The 16852-nt window shown below is 71.6% G+C and carries 6 protein-coding genes; 4 read left to right on the forward strand and 2 right to left on the reverse strand.

The features are described 5' to 3' along the window. The first annotated feature begins 50 nt into the window (after positions 1–50). From MJ604_RS17260 to MJ604_RS17275, 4 genes are all read left to right on the forward strand, one after another. Complete coding sequence (locus MJ604_RS17260) at positions 51–3107, forward strand: ExeM/NucH family extracellular endonuclease (protein ID WP_279236197.1); 3057 nt, start codon at positions 51–53, stop codon at positions 3105–3107. 298 nt (positions 3108–3405) lie between these two features. Then, complete coding sequence (locus MJ604_RS17265) at positions 3406–10695, forward strand: ExeM/NucH family extracellular endonuclease (RefSeq protein WP_243059751.1); 7290 nt, start codon at positions 3406–3408, stop codon at positions 10693–10695. 38 nt (positions 10696–10733) lie between these two features. Next, entirely contained in the window at positions 10734–11222 is a 489-nt protein-coding gene (locus MJ604_RS17270) for a CinA family protein (protein WP_243059752.1), read from the forward strand. Positions 11223–11269: 47 nt separating this feature from the next. Continuing rightward, positions 11270–11569: a helix-turn-helix domain-containing protein gene (locus tag MJ604_RS17275; protein ID WP_243059754.1), complete on the forward strand. Its 300-nt coding sequence runs from the start codon at positions 11270–11272 to the stop codon at positions 11567–11569. A 1-nt stretch (position 11570) separates the two neighbouring features. On the opposite strand, the gene MJ604_RS17280 is transcribed toward MJ604_RS17275, so the two are convergent. After that, positions 11571–12320 carry a DNA-formamidopyrimidine glycosylase family protein gene (locus tag MJ604_RS17280; protein WP_243059756.1) on the reverse strand — a complete coding sequence of 250 codons (750 nt, stop codon included), beginning with the start codon at positions 12318–12320 and terminating at the stop codon, positions 11571–11573. Between the two features lie 9 nt (positions 12321–12329). Beyond that, entirely contained in the window at positions 12330–16826 is a 4497-nt protein-coding gene (locus tag MJ604_RS17285; protein ID WP_243059757.1) for an ATP-dependent helicase, read from the reverse strand. Positions 16827–16852: the final 26 nt, after the last annotated feature.

The following is a 16852-nucleotide window of genomic DNA, read 5'->3' on the forward strand; positions in this document are numbered from 1 at the left end:
GGGCCCCGACGCGGTTCCCCCCACAACTGCATTCTCGGAAGGACTCCACCATGTCCACGTCTTCTCGGGCGTCGCGACGGGTGCTGGCGACTCTCGCCGGTCTCGCCGTGGCGGTCACAGGCCTCGCCCTCGCTCCGCCCGCTCCTGCGAACGCCGCCACGGGCGTGTTCATCAGCGAGCTGCACTACGACAACGTCAGCACCGACAGCGGCGAGTTCGTCGAGGTGACGGCGCCGGCCGGCACCGACCTCACGGGCTACCAGGTGGTGCTCTACAACGGCGCCACCGGTGCGTCGTACGACACCGACGCCCTCGCGGGCGTGGTCGCGGATCAGCAGGACGGCTGGGGCACCGCGGTCGTGGACTACCCGGCGAACGGGATCCAGAACGGCGCGCCGGACGGGCTGGCCCTGGTGAACAACGGCACCGTGGTGGAGTTCCTCTCCTACGAAGGCCCCCTGACTGCGACGAACGGTCCCGCGAGTGGCCAGACGGCCACCGACATCGGGGTGCTGGAGCCCGACACCACCCCCGTCGGCCAGTCGCTGCAGCGCGGCGCCGACGACACGTGGGCGGCTCCCGCCGCGAACACCAAGGGCGTGCCGAACGGCTACACCGACGATGGCGAGCCGGCCGAGCTCGGCGCCGCGGACCCCGGCGACAAGACCGGCCTCGTGGGCGAGCCGATCACCGGATTCACGCTGGCGGCGACCGGCGGCGAGGCTCCCTACACATGGTCGGCCACCGGAGTGCCGCCCGGCATCGAGGTGGGCGAGGACGGCGTCGTGTCGGGCACGCCCACGACTGCGGGCGACTACGCCGTCACGGCGACCGTCACGGACGCTGCGGGCGACTCGGCCGCAGCCGAGTTCGCGTTCGCCGTCACCGCGCTGGAGACCGTGCCGATCGCCGAGATCCAAGGAACCGGTGAGACCGCGGCCCTGACCGGCACCCAGCGGACCAGCGGCGTCGTGACGGCGGCGTACCCCGCCGGCGGCCTGAACGGGTTCTACCTCCAGACCCCCGGGACCGGCGGGGCGGTCGACCTGGCGACCCACACGGCGTCCGACGGCATCTTCGTCTACCAGGGCACGATCCCGGTGACCGTCGCCCGAGGTGACCACGTGCAGGTCACCGGCGCCGTCAGCGAGTTCGCCGGCGCCACGCAGATCACGATCCCGAACGCCGGCAGCATCGTGGAGCTGGGCGAGGCGGTGGCGGCGCCGACCCCGGCGGTGACCGCCTGGCCGGACACCGACGCCGAGAAGGAGAGCCTCGAGGGCATGCTGTTCGCGCCCCAGGGCGAGTTCACGGTGTCGAACAACTTCGCGACCAACCAGTACGGCGAGCTCGGGCTGGCCGTGGGGGACCAGCCGCTGATCCAGCCGACGCAGGTCGGCGCGCCGGGCTCGCCCGAGGCCGCGGCCCAGGCGGCGGACAACCTGGCGCGCGCGATCACGCTCGACGACGGCTCCTCGACCAACTTCATCGCCTCGTCGAGCAGCGCCACCACGTGCAGCCCGCGGCCGGCGCCGTGCCTCTTCAACGGCCACCTGACCCCGCCGTACATCTCGAACGAGGACCCGGTCCGGGTGGGAGCCACGGGCACCTTCCAGGACCCGGTGATCCTGACCGAGGGTGGTAGCCCGAGCGCCCCGACCTACCGGTTCCAGCCGGTGGAGCAGGTCGTCGGGCCGGACAACGCGGCTGCTCCGGCGACGTTCGAGAACACGCGCACGGCGACCCCCGACGAGGACCTGATCTCGGCCGAGGGTGACCCGGTGGTCCGGATCGCGTCGTTCAACGTGCTCAACTACTTCACCAGCCTCGGCGACCCCGACGACGACAACGTCCCGGACGGCGGCTGCCTGGCGTTCTACGACCGTGACGACGACGGCAACACGGTCCGGGACGGGTGTGACTTCCGGGGTGCCTGGGACCCGCAGGACCTCGCCCGCCAGCAGGCCAAGATCGTCGACGCGATCAATGCGCTCGGTGCCGACGTGGTCGGCCTGATGGAGATCGAGAACTCGCGCCAGCTCGGCGAGGCTCCCGACGAGGCCGTCAACGCGCTCGTCGCGGCCCTCAACGCCGAGGCGGGTGCCGGCACCTGGGCGGCGAACCCGTCGTCGTCCGAGCTGCCCGCGGACGGCATGGACGTGATCACCAACGCGATCATCTACAAGCCGGCCGCGGTCGAGCGGGTCGGCGAGGCGCGTGCGCTCGGCTCGCAGAGCGGCGACGACCAGGCCTTCGGCAACGCGCGGGAGCCGATCGCCCAGGCCTTCAGCCCGCGGGACGGTGGTGACCCGTTCCTCGTCGTCGTCAACCACTTCAAGTCGAAGGGCTCGGTCGGCCCCTGGCCGGGCGACGTCGACGCCGGTGATGGTCAGGGCACGTCGAACGAGTCGCGCACGCGGCAGGCGCAGGCGCTGGCCGACTGGGTCCCGACGATCCAGGGTGACGTCGAGGACGTCTTCCTGATGGGCGACTTCAACTCCTACGCCCAGGAGGACCCGATGCGGCTCCTGTACGACGAGGGCTACACCAACCTCGAGGTCGCCTCGGGCAACGACGAGTACTCCTACTCGTTCTCCGGCCTGTCCGGCTCGCTCGACCACGTCCTGGCGAACGCCTCGGCGTTGGAGCGGTTCACCGGCGCCGACGTCTGGAACATCAACGCGGTCGAGTCCGTGGCGATGGAGTACAGCCGCTTCAACTACCACGCGACCGACTTCTACCAAGAGGGTCCCTACCGCTCGTCGGACCACGACCCCGTGATCGTCGGGGTGGACGCCGGCACGCCCGCCAAGGCCGCGTCGAGCGTCACCGCCTACGCGCTGCCGCCGGTGACGCTCGCCAAGATCCTGCCCGTGCTGCTCGTCGTGCAGGTCCAGGCCGAGGGCGACGTCACGCCGACGGGGAGCGTCACGGTGACGTGGGACGGCAAGTCGCGCGTCGTCGCGCTGCGGCAGGGCTACGCCGCGGTCAACCTCGGCACGTTCCGCACTGCTGGCACCTACCAGGTCCAGGTCGCCTACGCCGGGGACGAGGCGACGGAGCCGTCGAGCACCACGGCCGCGGTCCGGGTGATCAAGCTGTTCTGACCTAGCGATCGACCGTCTGCGGCGGGGCCTGTCCATCGGCAGGCCCCGCCGCTGACTTGAGCCCCGAGCCGAAATATTCGCCGAGTTGTTACACGATGTTGTCGGATTCTCTTCCTGAGACGATCGTTTCAGGGTTAGGTTCCCTGCATCTCGGATCTCGGCCGAGAGAGCATCTTGCATCGCGCTTGGTTTCCCCGGAGTGCCCCGCTGCCTCGAGCGGCGACCTGGCCCTCCGCCTTGGGCGATTCGATGGCGCCAGCCCGAACCCGCATCGAACCCTGCCCTGGAGACGTCTGACATGCGCAATTCCTGGAAGCGACTGGTGGGTCCGGCCGCGGCCGTCACCCTCGTCGCGAGCTCGCTGCTCCTCGTCCCGTCGTCCCCGGCGCAGGCCAACGCCGACGGAACCGGACTGGTCATCAACGAGGTGTATGCCGGCGGCGGATCCGGCGGCCGGGTGTATGACTCTCGCTACGTCGAGCTCTTCAACCCGACCTCCACCGCGATCAACCTGGCCAGCCCCCAGCTGTACCTCATCAAGAGGAATGCGACCGATGGCGGTGTGAAGTCCGAAGCACTGACGGGCACCATTCCGGCGCACGGCTACTTCCTGGTTGCGGGCGCTGGAGCCGTCTCGACGCCGCCGAAGCCCCTCACCCCTGCGCCCGACCAGACGCTCACGTTCGACGTCTCCGGCACCGCCGGCCTCAACGGCGTCATGATCCTCTCTACGGTCAGCGGTTTCACCGGGACGGGCAACCTGGCGACCAACCCGAGTGTCATCGACGCGGTCGGCACCGGCGCCACCTACGAGGGCACGAAGATCACGGCGAGCAGCGACGTCGCGCATTCGTACTCCCGCACCAACCACGCTGACAGCAACAACAACGCCGCCGACTTCACGGCGCAAACGCCCAGCCCCCTGAACTCGAGCACCATCGAAGGCGGCGACCCGGTGCCGCTGGCAGCCACCGATCCCGCCGACATGACAACCTTCGTCGACACTGCGATCCCAAACATCACGCTGCAGGCCAGCGGCGGCACCCCGCCGTACAGCTGGAACGTCACAAGCCTGCCCACCGGCATCACCGAGACCAGCGACGGCGTGGTCGGCGGCACCCCGACCGTGGTCGGCACCTCGACGGTGTCCGCGACGGTCACCGACTCCGCGACGCCGACGGCAGGCACCTCGACGGTCGAGTTCACCATCACCGTGGATCCGGCGCCGCAGCAGCGAACGATTGCCCAGATCCAGGGCAACAGCGCCACCACGCCCGAGAACGGCAAGACGGTCATCACCCAGGGCGTGGTCACGGCGCGGTACCCGAGCGGCGATGGCAACCTCGCCGGCTTCTTCCTGCAGACCGGCGGCGAGGAGGGAGTCGACTACGACACCCCGGGTGCCTCGGACGCGATCTTCGTGTTCTCGGGAAGCAAGACCGCACCGGCGATCGGCGCGACCGTCGAGGTGCGCGGCGTGGCAGGGGAGCGTTTCGGTTCGACCCAGCTCAACGCCTCGACCGCCGCCAACACCATCACCGTCCTGGCGACGGCGCAGCCTGCTGTGATCCCCAACGACGTCGTTCCAGGGACCGACTGCGCCCTGCCGGGCACGGACTGTCTGAAGGGTGCTGACCTGGAGGAAGCGCGTGAGGAGGTCGAGGGCGAGCTGTTCCAGCCCACCGGCGACTACACCGTCACCGACTCGTACGACGGCAGCCCGTTCACCCAGAGCGGCAGCCGCGGCTTCGCGATGCAGGGTGAGATCGGTCTGGCCGCCGAGAGCGACATCCCGCTCATGATCCCGACCGAGACCATCGACCAGTCGGACGCCACCGGTCTCGCCGCGCGGCAGGCCTACAACCTGGCGCACCAGCTGATCCTCGACGACGGTGCGGACATCGACTACTCCTCCAACACGTTCGAGGACCAGTCGTTCCCGTGGCTGACTCCGACCCATCCGGTGCGGGTGGGTGCGCCGGTGACCTTCCCCAAGCCGGTCGTGCTGCGCTTCGACTTCGACTTCTGGCGCCTCCAGCCGCAGACCAAGGTCGCTGCAGGCGAGGACGGCCAGGACCGCGTCGCCATCGAGAACACCCGGACGGACGCGCCGGCGGACGTGCTCGGCGACGACGGCGACCTCAAGATCGCCACGTTCAACATGCTCAACTACTTCAACACCTACGGCGAGGCGTGGGCGGCGAGCGACGGAAACGCGACCGGCTCGGACACGTCCGCCTTCAGCCTCACCAACCCGCGTCGCTGCTCGTTCTACACCGACCGCGGACCGGTGCCGCCAGCGACCGGAACTGCGGCGCGGATCAGCAACGACACCTGCATCCAGGACGCGATCGATCCGCTGACCGGTCTGAAGGTCCAGCTGCTCGGCCCGCGCGGTGCCGCCAACGAGGCGAACTTCCTGCGGCAGGAGGCCAAGGAGCTCGAGGCGATCAACGCCATCGACGCCGACGTGATGTCGCTGGAGGAGGTCGAGAACTCGATCAAGCTCTACGACGCGGCCATCGACGGCCCCAACGGTGCCGACAAGGACCGCGACGACGCGCTGAAGCGGCTGGTGCTCAAGCTGAACGAGCACTGGGCGACGAACCATCCGGCGTACGTCGGTGACCGGTGGGCCTACGTCGTGTCGCCGCGCCCGGAGGCGCTGCCGACGGTCGCCGAGCAGGACGCGATCCGCTCGGCGTTCATCTACAACCCGAGCAAGGTCGAGACCGTCGGCCGGTCGCAGGTGCTGGTCAACTCCGCGCCCTTCCGCAACGCGCGGGAGCCGCTCGCCCAGTCGTTCAAGCCGCTGGGCGGCGGCCGCGAGGACGCCTTCATCGTCATCGTGAACCACTTCAAGTCCAAGGGCGGTCCGACCGCTCCGGCGACGGTCAACGGCGACAACGTCGACCAGGGTGACGGCGCGGGCTTCTACAACGGCGACCGGAAGCGCCAGGCCGCTGCCCTGGTGGCCTTCGCCAACCAGGTCTCCGCGGACAAGAACATCGCCCCGGTCTTCTTCACCGGTGACTTCAACTCCTACTCCGAGGAGGACCCGGTCCAGGTGATCGAGGCAGCGGGGTACAAGAACCTGCAGCCGACCAACGGGGAGACGACCTACAGCTTCGGCGGCCTCGCGGGCTCGCTCGACCACGTCTTCGCCAACCCGGCCGCGCTCGGGATGGTGACGGGTGAGGACGTCTGGAGCATCAACGCGGGGGAGTCGGTGTACTACGAGTACAGCCGCTTCAACGCGAACGCGACCAACCTCTACTCGGTCAACCCGTTCCGCAGCTCCGACCACAACCCGGAGATCATCGGCATCGACGTCGGCGAGCTCACGGCGGACCCGGACGTCGACACCGTGCAGATCCTGGCCACCAACGACTTCCACGGCCGGCTGGTCGACGACCCCGGCAGCGCAGCGGCCGGTGCCGCCTCGATGGCCGGAGCGGTCAAGGAGCTGCGCCTCGAGAACGCCAACACGATCTTCGCGGCGGCCGGTGACCTGATCGGCGCGTCGACGTTCGAGTCGTTCCTCCAGAACGACGAGCCGACCATCGCTTCGCTCAACGAGGCAGGGCTCGAGGTGTCGTCGGTCGGCAACCACGAGTTCGACAAGGGGTACAACGACCTGGTCACCCGGGTGATGCCGCTGACGAGCTGGGAGTACCTCGGCGCGAACGTCGAGTTCAAGGACACCGAGCACGGGCACGAGGCCGGCGACCCGGCGCTGCCCGAGACCTGGTGCGAGACCCTGCCGAACGGCCGCGTCGTCGGCTTCGTCGGGGCGGTCACCGAGGACCTGGACACCCTCGTCTCGGCGTCGGCCATCGAGGACATCGTCGTGACGAGCATCGTGGACGCGGTCAATGAGCACGCCGACGAGCTCAAGGGCCCGGACGGCTGTGACGAGGGAGTCTCGGCCGACCTGGTGATCGAGCTGGTGCACGAGGGCGCGGCCAGCACGGCGTACGCCGCGGTGACCGACGACTCGACATTCGGCAAGATCGTGGCGGGTGCCAACGAGAACGTCGACGCGATCGTCTCCGGCCACACCCACCTCGCCTACAACCACCGGGTGCCGGTGCCGGCTTGGGAGACCGAGGGCCGCGCTGTCACCGAGCGTCCGGTGGTCTCGGCCGGCCAGTACGGCGCCAACCTCAACCGGCTGCAGTTCGAGTTCGCCCCCGGCGACGGGGACCTGGTCAACATCCGGCAGACCGTGCTCCAGCTCAAGGACTACGACGCCGACCCGGACACCCAGGTCATCGTGGACGCCGCGGTCGCGTTCGCCGAGACCGAGGGCGCGAAGGTCCTCGGCGACACCGACGGGCCGTTCATGCGCGCGCGCCGCACGGGGGACGACGGCCAGATCTCGGAGAGCCGCGGGGCCGAGTCCACGCTGGGCAACCTGATCGCCGAGATGCAGCGCTGGAAGACCGGCGCCGACATCGGGTTCATGAACCCGGGCGGCCTGCGCGCCGACCTGCTGGGCAACGGCGTCGACCTGCGCGAGGTGACCTACCGGCAGGCGGCGAACACCCAGCCGTTCGCGAACACGCTGGTGACGATGGACCTCACGGGCGCCCAGATCGAGGAGCTCCTGGAGCAGCAGTGGCAGCGCGACGCCGACGGCAACATCCCGTCGCGTCCGTTCCTGCGACTGGGCACGTCCGCGGGCTTCACGTCGACGTTCGACGCGTCCAAGCCGGAGGGCTCGCGGATCACCGGGATGTGGCTCGACGGCGCTCCGCTCGACCGCGAGGCGACGTACCGAGTGTCGGCGACGTCCTTCCTGGCCGGGGCCGGCGACAACTTCTGGGAGCTCGCCGAGGGCGAGAACGTCCAGGACACCGGGTTCACCGACCTGCAGGCCGTCGTCGAGTACCTCGACGCGTTCGGCAAGCACGGCGAGAAGCTTCTCGAGGTCGACTACGGGCAGCACCAGGTGGGCATCGCCTTCCCGGGTGGCGCGCCGTCGGTGTACGAGCCGGGTGACGCCTTGGCGTTCAACGCCTCCTCCCTGGCGATGACCGGGGTCGGCGACGACGTGGACACCCAGGTCACGTTGATGCTCGGCGATGTCGCGGTGGGCGGTCCGTTCACCGTCAACAACGACCTCAGCACCGAGCTGTTCGACAACTTCGGCAAGGCGGCGGTGACCGTCACCGTGCCGGAGGTCCCGGACGGCACGACCGTCTTCACCCTCGTCGGCAACAACACCGGCACCGAGATCAAGGTGCCCGTGAAGACCAGCGACGGGCGCACGGACACGACGGTGACAGGTGACGACCAGACCGTCGGCTACGGCGCGGGCGGCAACGTCCCCGTCGCCGTCGACCCTGCCGGGGCCACGGGCACCGTCACGCTCCTGGACGGTGAGACCCAGCTCGGGCAGACCACGCTGAGCGACGGCGCGGGCTCGATCCCGTTCGCCGCCGGCCTGTCGGTGGGCGACCACGAGCTGACGCTCGCCTACTCCGGCGACGCGACCCACAGCGGCTCGGAGGGCACGGTCACGGTCACGGTCGAGAAGGCCGCGGCCACGATCGAGGCCACGCCGACCCCGGCGTCGGTCACCGCTCACAGCGGCACGTCCGACATCACCGTGACGGTCGGTTCGGCCGCCACGGGTGACCCGAGCGGCACCGTGACGGCCTCCGTCGGCGGCGTCGAGGTCGACTCGGCGACCCTGGCCGGCGGGGCGGCGACCCTCAGCGTCGGACCGTTCTCGACCGCCGGCGACAAGACCGTGACGATCGCCTACTCCGGAGACAGCGAGACCGCGTCCGGCTCGACCACGACCACGGTCACCGTGGTGGCGGCCGAGACCTCGGTCTCCGCCACCGGGGGACCGGCGACGTACGGCACGAGCTGGGGAGCCGTGGTCACGGTCGACCCGGACACCGCCACCGGCGAGGTGGAGGTGCTGGACGGGGCGACGTCCCTGGGCACCGCAACCTTGACCGACGGCGGAGCCACTGTCGCGATCGGCGGTACGGCGCTGCAGCCGGGCACCCACACCCTCACGGTGACGTACGCCGGTGACGGCGGCCACGAGTCCTCCAGCGACACGTTCGACGTGACCGTCAACAAGCGCGGCACGACCGTCTCCGGGACCGGCGGCACGTTCCAGGTCGGGACGTCGTGGACGTCCCAGGTGACGGTGTCCCCGGCCACCGCAACGGGCCAGGTCGAGGTCCTGAACGGCGCGAGCTCGCTCGGTACGGCGACCCTCGGTGGCGGGACGGGCTCGGTCTCGATCGCCGGCAACGCGCTCCCGATCGGTACGCACTCGCTGACGGTGAACTACGCCGGGGACGCCACCCACGCGGCCTCCACGTCGACGGTCTCGGTCACGGTCACCGGTTCCTCGCCGTCTCCCACGACCGTCGCGGCGACCTGTCCTGCGGTCACCTTCGGCACCGGGTGGTCGGCTCAGGTGTCCGTGACGCCGGCCTCGGCTGCCGGTGCGGTCCAGGTCCGCGCCGGCGCGACCCTGCTCGGCAGCGGCACCCTGACCGGTGGCAGCGCGTCGATCGCGATCGACGGCACGGCGCTGGTCGTGGGCACGCACACCCTGACGGTGGACTACCTCGGTGACGGGGGCCACGCCTCGTCGACCACGACCTGCACGGTGACCGTCACGGCCCCGCCGGTCGAGGACACCGAGACGACCACGTCGGTGAGCGGGCCGTCCGTCATCGACATCGAGGTCGCGGCGTCGTACACCATCACGGTGACCGGAGCTCCTCCGGTGACCGGGACCGTCGAGCTGCGCGAGGGCGGCACCCTGATCGGCACCGGCCAGCTGTCCGGTGCCGCGGGCAAGCGCGCCCAGGTGGCCCAGGCGAGCGCGACGATCACGATCCCGGCCGGGGCGCTCGCGGTGGGCACGCACACGCTGACGGCGTCGTACCTCGGAGACGAGGACAGCGACCCGTCGGGGGCCAGCCTCGAGGTGGAGGTGTTCGAGGGCGACGGGAGCCTGACGCCGTCGACGACCTCGGTGACGGTCGAGCCCGGCCAGGTCGTGGTGGCGAAGGGAACGGCGACGGTGAGTGTGTCCGTCTCCGCGGACGACGTCACGCCGACCGGCACGGTCACCCTCACGGTGAACGGCAACCAGGTCTCGAAGTCGCTCGTCGACGGCGGTGCGTCGTTCGTCGTCGGACCGTTCGCGAAGCCCGGGACGAAGCCGATCCGCGTCAGCTACTCCGGCGACGACCAGGTCGCCGACTCGAGGGCCTCGACGTCGGTGAAGGTGTCGAAGGCCGAGCCGGTCCTGGCGGTCTCGCACACCCCGGGGAAGGTCAAGGTCGACAAGACGCGGGCCCAGCTCGTCGTCAAGGTCGGCGCCGACGGCTTCACCCCGGGCGGCAAGGTCACCATCGACGTCCCGGGACAGGGTCGCCAGACGGTGCGGATCGACGACCGTGGTCGGGCCGTGTTCAAGCTGGACCAGTTCCAGCGGACCGGTGAGAAGGTCATCGCCGTCAGCTACGGCGGTGACGACCGGACGACGTCGGCGACGGCGGAGTACACCCTCCACGTGGTGTCCAACAAGGGCAGGAAGAAGTAGGCACGACGGTCACCCGGGCACGGGCTAGCCTTGCCCAGGTGACCGACCTGCTCAAGCGTGTCCACCTGCTGCTGCGGGCCGGCGGGAGCACCGTCGCGACGGCCGAGTCCCTCACGGGTGGCCGGCTGGCGGTGGCGCTGACCGACGTTCCTGGTGCGTCGGAGACGTACCTCGGGGGCGTGGTCAGCTACGCGACCGAGGTCAAGGCCTCGGTGCTCGACGTCGAGCAGGGCATCATCGAGCGGCACGGCGTCGTCTCGCCGGAGTGCGCCAAGGCGATGGCCTCGGGCGTGCGGGCGGTCATGGGGGCGACGTACGGCATTTCGACTACAGGAGTCGCCGGACCTGCCGATCAGGAAGGAAAGCCGCCGGGCACGGTGTTCGTCGGCATTGCCGGACCAGGGCTCCTCGAGGTCGTGGCGCTGGAGCTGACGGGCAAGCGCGGTCAGATCCAGGACCGCACCTGTCGCGAGGCGTTCGAGGCGTTCGAGGCGGTCTTGCGTCGGGAAGATTCCTCGCTCCGGTAGCGTTGGGGCAGGACAACTCGGAGATTCGATCTCGAAGGGGGACGCGCATGGTGCTGTTTCGTCGACTTCTCGGCGACGTGCTCCGTGACCTGCGGATGCAGCGCGGCATGACCCTGCGCGAGCTCTCCGCCGACGCCCGGGTCAGCCTGGGCTACATCTCCGAGATCGAGCGCGGCCAGAAGGAAGCCTCCTCGGAGCTGCTCGCCTCGCTGTGCTCGGCCCTCGACGTGCCGCTCTCCGAGGTGCTGCGCGACGTGTCCAGCGCGGTGGCGCTCGAGGAGGCCGCCGCCGGCCTCACCCGGCTTCCGGTCGCGGCGCCCGCGAGCGTCGTCAACTCCGCCGCCTGAGTCACGCCTGGCAGGACGGGCACCAGTACGCCGGCCGCTCCATGCCGGGCGGGCCGAGCTGGTCCACCCGCACCTGCGTGCCGCAGCGCCGGCACAGCCGCTGCCGGTAGACCCACATCCGGTTGGACCGCGACCAGTCCTGGTCGAGCATCTGGCGCACCCGGCGCAGCATCCGGGGCAGGTCCGGCACGTCACCGACCCGGGTCGTCGGCGCCACGCCCATGACGAACAGCACCTCGGCCGCGTAGATGGTGCCGATGCCCGCCAGGCTGGTCTGGTCGCGCAGCGCCTCGAAGACCGGCTCGTCGGCGTGGTCGCGCAGCCGGCGCAGTGCTTCGTCCTCGTCCCAGTCGGGACCGAGCAGGTCCGGCCCCAGGTGGCCCACCGTGTCGCCCTCCCGAGAGGTCGGCAGCAGCTCGACGATCCCGAGCCGGTAGCCGACCGCGGTCGGCCCGTCGGTCTCGAGCACCACCCTGATCTCGTGGGAGCGCGGGTTCCACCGCCCGCTGCGCTCGAACGTCCGCCACGACCCCTCCATCTTCAGGTGGGTGTGCAGCGTGACGGGTCCGTCGGCGGTGTCGAGCCGGGTGAGCAGGTGCTTGCCACGCGACACGGTCTCGAGCACGGTCGCGCCGGCGAGGTCGGCGGTGGCGTGCTGCGGGACCCGGAAGTCGGTGCGGGTCAGCACCCGGCCGTCCAGCACCCGTGCGAGCCGCCGCGCCGTGCGGCGTACGGCGTCGCCCTCAGGCACGTCGCCTCATCACGGGGCGGTCCTGAGCCGCAGGCCCTTCGGCGTCGCCACGAAGCCGGCCGCCTGCAGCGCCTCGCGCAGCGGGGTCGGGCCGGAGCCGAGCAGCTGCTCGCCGTCGGCCTTCTCGACCGTCATCCGGCCGAGGCTGCCGCGCCGGGCGGCCTCGGCGAGCGACGCGGCCGAGGGACCGAGCAGGTCGGGGTCCTCGGTCCAGGTCAGGAGCGTGCGGCCGCCGCGCTCGACGTACATCGTCAGCTCGCCGTCGACCAGGACGACGATCGACCCGGCCTTGCGTCCGGGCCGGTGCCCGCTGGTCTCGGGCCAGGGGAGGGCGGCGCCGTAGGGGTTGGCCGGGTCGGTGGCCGCCAGCGCGAGCGCGGCCGGCTTCGCGCCCGCCGGCACCTCGGAGAACGTGCGCAGCCGGTCGACCGCCCCGGCGGTGCCGAACTGGGCGGCGCCGAGGCCGGCGACGAAGTAGCCGCGGCGGCAGCGCCCGGAGTCCTCGAAGGCGGAGAGCACCTTGTAGACCGCGGCGAAGCCACCGGGGACGCGCTCGTTCATGACCGCGCCGCGCGTCACCACGCCGTGCCGGTCGAGGAGCCGCTCGGCGAAGGCGTGCGCCCGCCGGGTGGTGTCGGTGTCGACCTCGGGCAGCAGCGCCCAGCGGCCGGCGGTCTCCGGTGGACCGGTGCGGGCGACCCCGCTGCCCGGGCGGCGGCCGAGCCGCGGCGGCGGGCGGCGGGTGCGGTGGGCGGGGGTGCCGCTGCGGGTCAGCGCGCGCAGCGGGGTGAGCGTGTCGTTGCTGATCCGGCCCGCCCACACCAGCTCCCAGAGAGCGGCCGAGAGAGCGCGGTCGTCGGTCGAGCCGACCGAGTCGGACAGCTGGCGGAAGAACCACGCGCCGCCGGGCGCCAGGGCGTCGAGCACCGCCTGGTGGAGCTCCGAGTGCTCGAAGGGCACGGGATCGGGGAGGGTCAGGTGGGCCTGGTCGGCGAGGTGCAGCGACACCCAGCCGTCGGAGCCGGGCAGTGCGGCGTGCCCGGCCCAGATGACCTCGCCGGAGGCGGTGAGCTCGTCGAGGTACGACGGCTCGTAGTCGCGGACCCGGCTGGCCAGCACCAGCGGCTCGAGCGCGCTCGCCGGGACGGCACAGCCGGCGAGCTGGTCGATCACGGTGAGCACGCCGTCGATGCCGCGGTGCTTCCCGCCGACGTGCTGCCAGGCCGGGATGAACCGGCCCAGGGTGTCCGGCTCGACCGGCTCGATCTCCTGGCGCAGCTTGGCCAGCGAGCGCCGGCGCAGCTTGCGGAGCACCTCGGCGTCGCACCACTCCGTGCCCGAGCCGGACGGCCGGAACTCGCCGTCGAGCACCCGCCCCTGGGAGGCCAACCGCTGCAGGGTGTGCCGGACCACGGCCGCGCCGAGGCCGAGCCTCGCGGCGACGTCGTCGGTGGTGAACGGGCCATGGGTGCGCGCGAAGCGGGCGACCAGGTCGGCCAGCGGGTCGTCGACCGGGTCGGTGAACGCGTCGGGGGTCCCGGGCGGGACCGGGACGCCGAGCCCGTCGCGGAGTCGGCCGACGTCCTCGATCGCGGCCCAGCGCTCCTCGCCGGCCATCCGGACCTCGACGACCCGGCGGCTCGTCACCAGGGGGGCGAGATCGGCGGTGAGCGAGCGGGCCGCGATCTCGTCGTTCGTCAGGGGCCCGAGGAGCCGGAGCAGGTCGGCGACGCCCTCGGCGTCGCGGGCCTTCCGGTCCGGTGCGGTGCGCTGGAGCTCGGCCTCCACCTCGGCGAGCACGTCGGGGTCGAGCAGCTCGCGCAGCTCGGCGCGACCGAGCAGCTCGGCGAGCAGGCCTTGGTCGAGCGACAGGGCGGCGGCCCGACGCTCGGCGATGGGGGAGTCGCCTTCGTACATGAACTGGGCGACGTAGCCGAACAGCATGCTCCGCGCGAACGGCGACGGCTGCGTGGTCGAGACGTCGACGACCTGGACCTCGCGCCGGTCCACGCCGCGCATCAGCGCGACCAGCGCCGGCAGGTCGTAGACGTCCTGGAGGCACTCGCGCACGGCCTCGAGGACGATCGGGAAGGACGGGTACTTCGAGGCGACCTCGAGCAGCACCGCCGAGCGCTGGCGCTGCTGCCACAGCGGCGAACGGCGACCGGGGTCGCGGCGGGGGAGCAGCAGCGCCCGGGCCGCGCACTCGCGGAACCGGGCGGCGAACAGCGCCGACCCGCCGACCTCGTCGGTCACCACCGACTCGATCTCGTCGGGCTCGAACACGATCACGTCGCCGGCGGGCGGCTCCGCGTCGGTGTCGGGGATGCGGACCACGATGCCGTCGTCGGAGGCGACGGCCTGGCCGTCGACGCCGTACCGCTCGCGCAGCCGGGCGTTGATCGCCAGCGCCCACGGCGCGTGGACGGGGGTGCCGTACGGCGAGTGCACCACCAGCCGCCAGTCGCCGAGCTCGTCGCGGAACCGCTCGACCACCAGCGTCTGGTCGCTGGGGAGCAGGTTGGTGGCGTCGAGCTGCTCGTGGAGGTACGCGACGAGGTTGCCGGCGGCCCACTCGTCGAGGCCGTCCTCCTGGGCCCGGGCCTGGGCTCGCTCGCGGGGCAGGGCGCCGAGCTCGCGGGTGAACGCACCGATCGCCTGGCCGAGCTCGGCCGGGCGGCCGAGCGCGTCGCCCTTCCAGAACGGCAGCCGGCCGGGGATGCCGGGCGCGGGCGTGACGAGCACGCGGTCGTGGGTGATGTCCTCGATCCGCCAGCTGGTGGCGCCCAGCGCGAAGATGTCGCCGACGCGGGACTCGTAGACCATCTCCTCGTCGAGCTCACCGACGCGGCGCCCCGGGCCCTCGCCGCCGACGAGGAACACGCCGAAGAGCCCGCGGTCGGGGATCGTCCCGCCGCTCGTGACCGCGAGCCGCTGGGCGCCGGGGCGGCCGGTGAGGGTGCCGGTGACCCGGTCCCAGACGATGCGGGGGCGGAGCTCGGCGAACTCGTCGGAGGGGTAGCGGCCGCTGAGCAGGTCGAGGGTGGCGTCGTACGCGCTGCGGGGGAGGTTCGTGAACGGCGCGCTGCGCTTCACGAGGTCGAACAGGTCGTCGACGGACCACGCGTCGAGAGCGGTGGCGGCCACGACCTGCTGGGCGAGCACGTCGAGCGGGTTGGTCGGCACGCGCAGCGACTCGATCGCGCCGGTGCGCATCCGCCCGACCGCGACCGCGGTCTGGGCGAGGTCGCCGCGGTGCTTCGGGAAGAGCACCCCGCGGGAGACCTCGCCGACCTGGTGACCGGCGCGACCGACGCGCTGTAGGGCGCTGGCGACGCTGGGCGGCGACTCGATCTGCACGACCAGGTCGACCGCGCCCATGTCGATGCCGAGCTCGAGGCTGCTGGTCGCGACCACGCAGGGCAGCCGGCCGCGCTTGAGGTCGTCCTCGATCAGCGCGCGCTGCTCCTTCGACACCGAGCCGTGGTGCGCCTTCGCGATCACCGCGGCGGCGCCGTGGGACTGGCCGGACTGCGCCATCACCTCGGCCGGGGGCGATCCGTCGGTCGAGCCGGTCGACACCCCTTCGGCGCGGTTCGTCGCGATCTCGTTGAGCCGCGCGGTCAGGCGCTCCGCGAGGCGCCGGGAGTTCGCGAACACGATCGTCGAGCGGTGCTGCTCGATCAGGTCGACGACCCGCTCCTCGACGTGCGGCCAGATGCTCTGCGAGCGCTGCGGGTCGCCGTCGTCCTCGTCGTACTCCTCCGGGGCGGTCATGTCCTCGACGGGAACGACGACCTTGAGGTCCCACTCCTTCTCGCTCGGCGGCGCCACGATCTCCACCGGCGCGCTGCCGCCGAGGAAGCGGGCGACCTCCTCGAGGGGGCGGACCGTCGCGGACAGGCCGATGCGCTGGACGGGGCGGTCGAGCAGCGCATCGAGGCGCTCGAGGGTCACTGCGAGGTGGGCGCCGCGCTTGCCGCCCGCGACCGCGTGCACCTCGTCGACGATCACGGTCTCGACCCCGCGGAGGCTCTCGCGAGCCTGGCTGGTGAGCATCAGGAACAGCGACTCGGGCGTGGTGATCAGGATGTCGGGCGGGCTGGTGATCAGCTTGCGCCGGTCGGCGGCGGGGGTGTCGCCGGAGCGGACGCCGACGCTCAGCTCCGGGACAGGTGTGCCGAGGCGGTCGGCGGTGTGCCGGATGCCGGCGAGCGGCGCGCGCAGGTTGCGCTCGACGTCGACGCCGAGCGCCTTGAGCGGGGAGATGTAGAGGACCCGGGTGCGCTTCTGCTTGTCCTTCGGGCGCTCGCCGGAGAGCAGCCTGTCGAGGCTCCAGAGGAACGCGCTCAGCGTCTTGCCCGACCCGGTCGGCGCGACCACCAGCGCGTGCCGGCCGGCGCCGATCGCCGCCCAGGCGCCGGCCTGGGCAGGGGTCGGCTCGGCGAACGCCGCACCGAACCAGGTGCGCGTCGGCTCGCTGAACGCGTCGAGCGGGTGGGTCACCCGACCATCCTTGCTCACGGCACCGA

The organism is Nocardioides sp. SR21 (assembly GCF_022761125.1).
Taxonomy (GTDB): Bacteria; Actinomycetota; Actinomycetes; order Propionibacteriales; family Nocardioidaceae; genus Nocardioides.

Bases quoted from the DNA above. Each gene is read 5' to 3' on its own strand.
- MJ604_RS17260 (WP_279236197.1), top strand. From the start codon at position 51: ATGTCCACGTCTTCTCGGGCGTCGCGACGGGTGCTGGCGACTCTCGCC.
- MJ604_RS17265 (WP_243059751.1), top strand. From the start codon at position 3,406: ATGCGCAATTCCTGGAAGCGACTGGTGGGTCCGGCCGCGGCCGTCACC.
- MJ604_RS17275 (WP_243059754.1), top strand. From the start codon at position 11,270: ATGGTGCTGTTTCGTCGACTTCTCGGCGACGTGCTCCGTGACCTGCGG.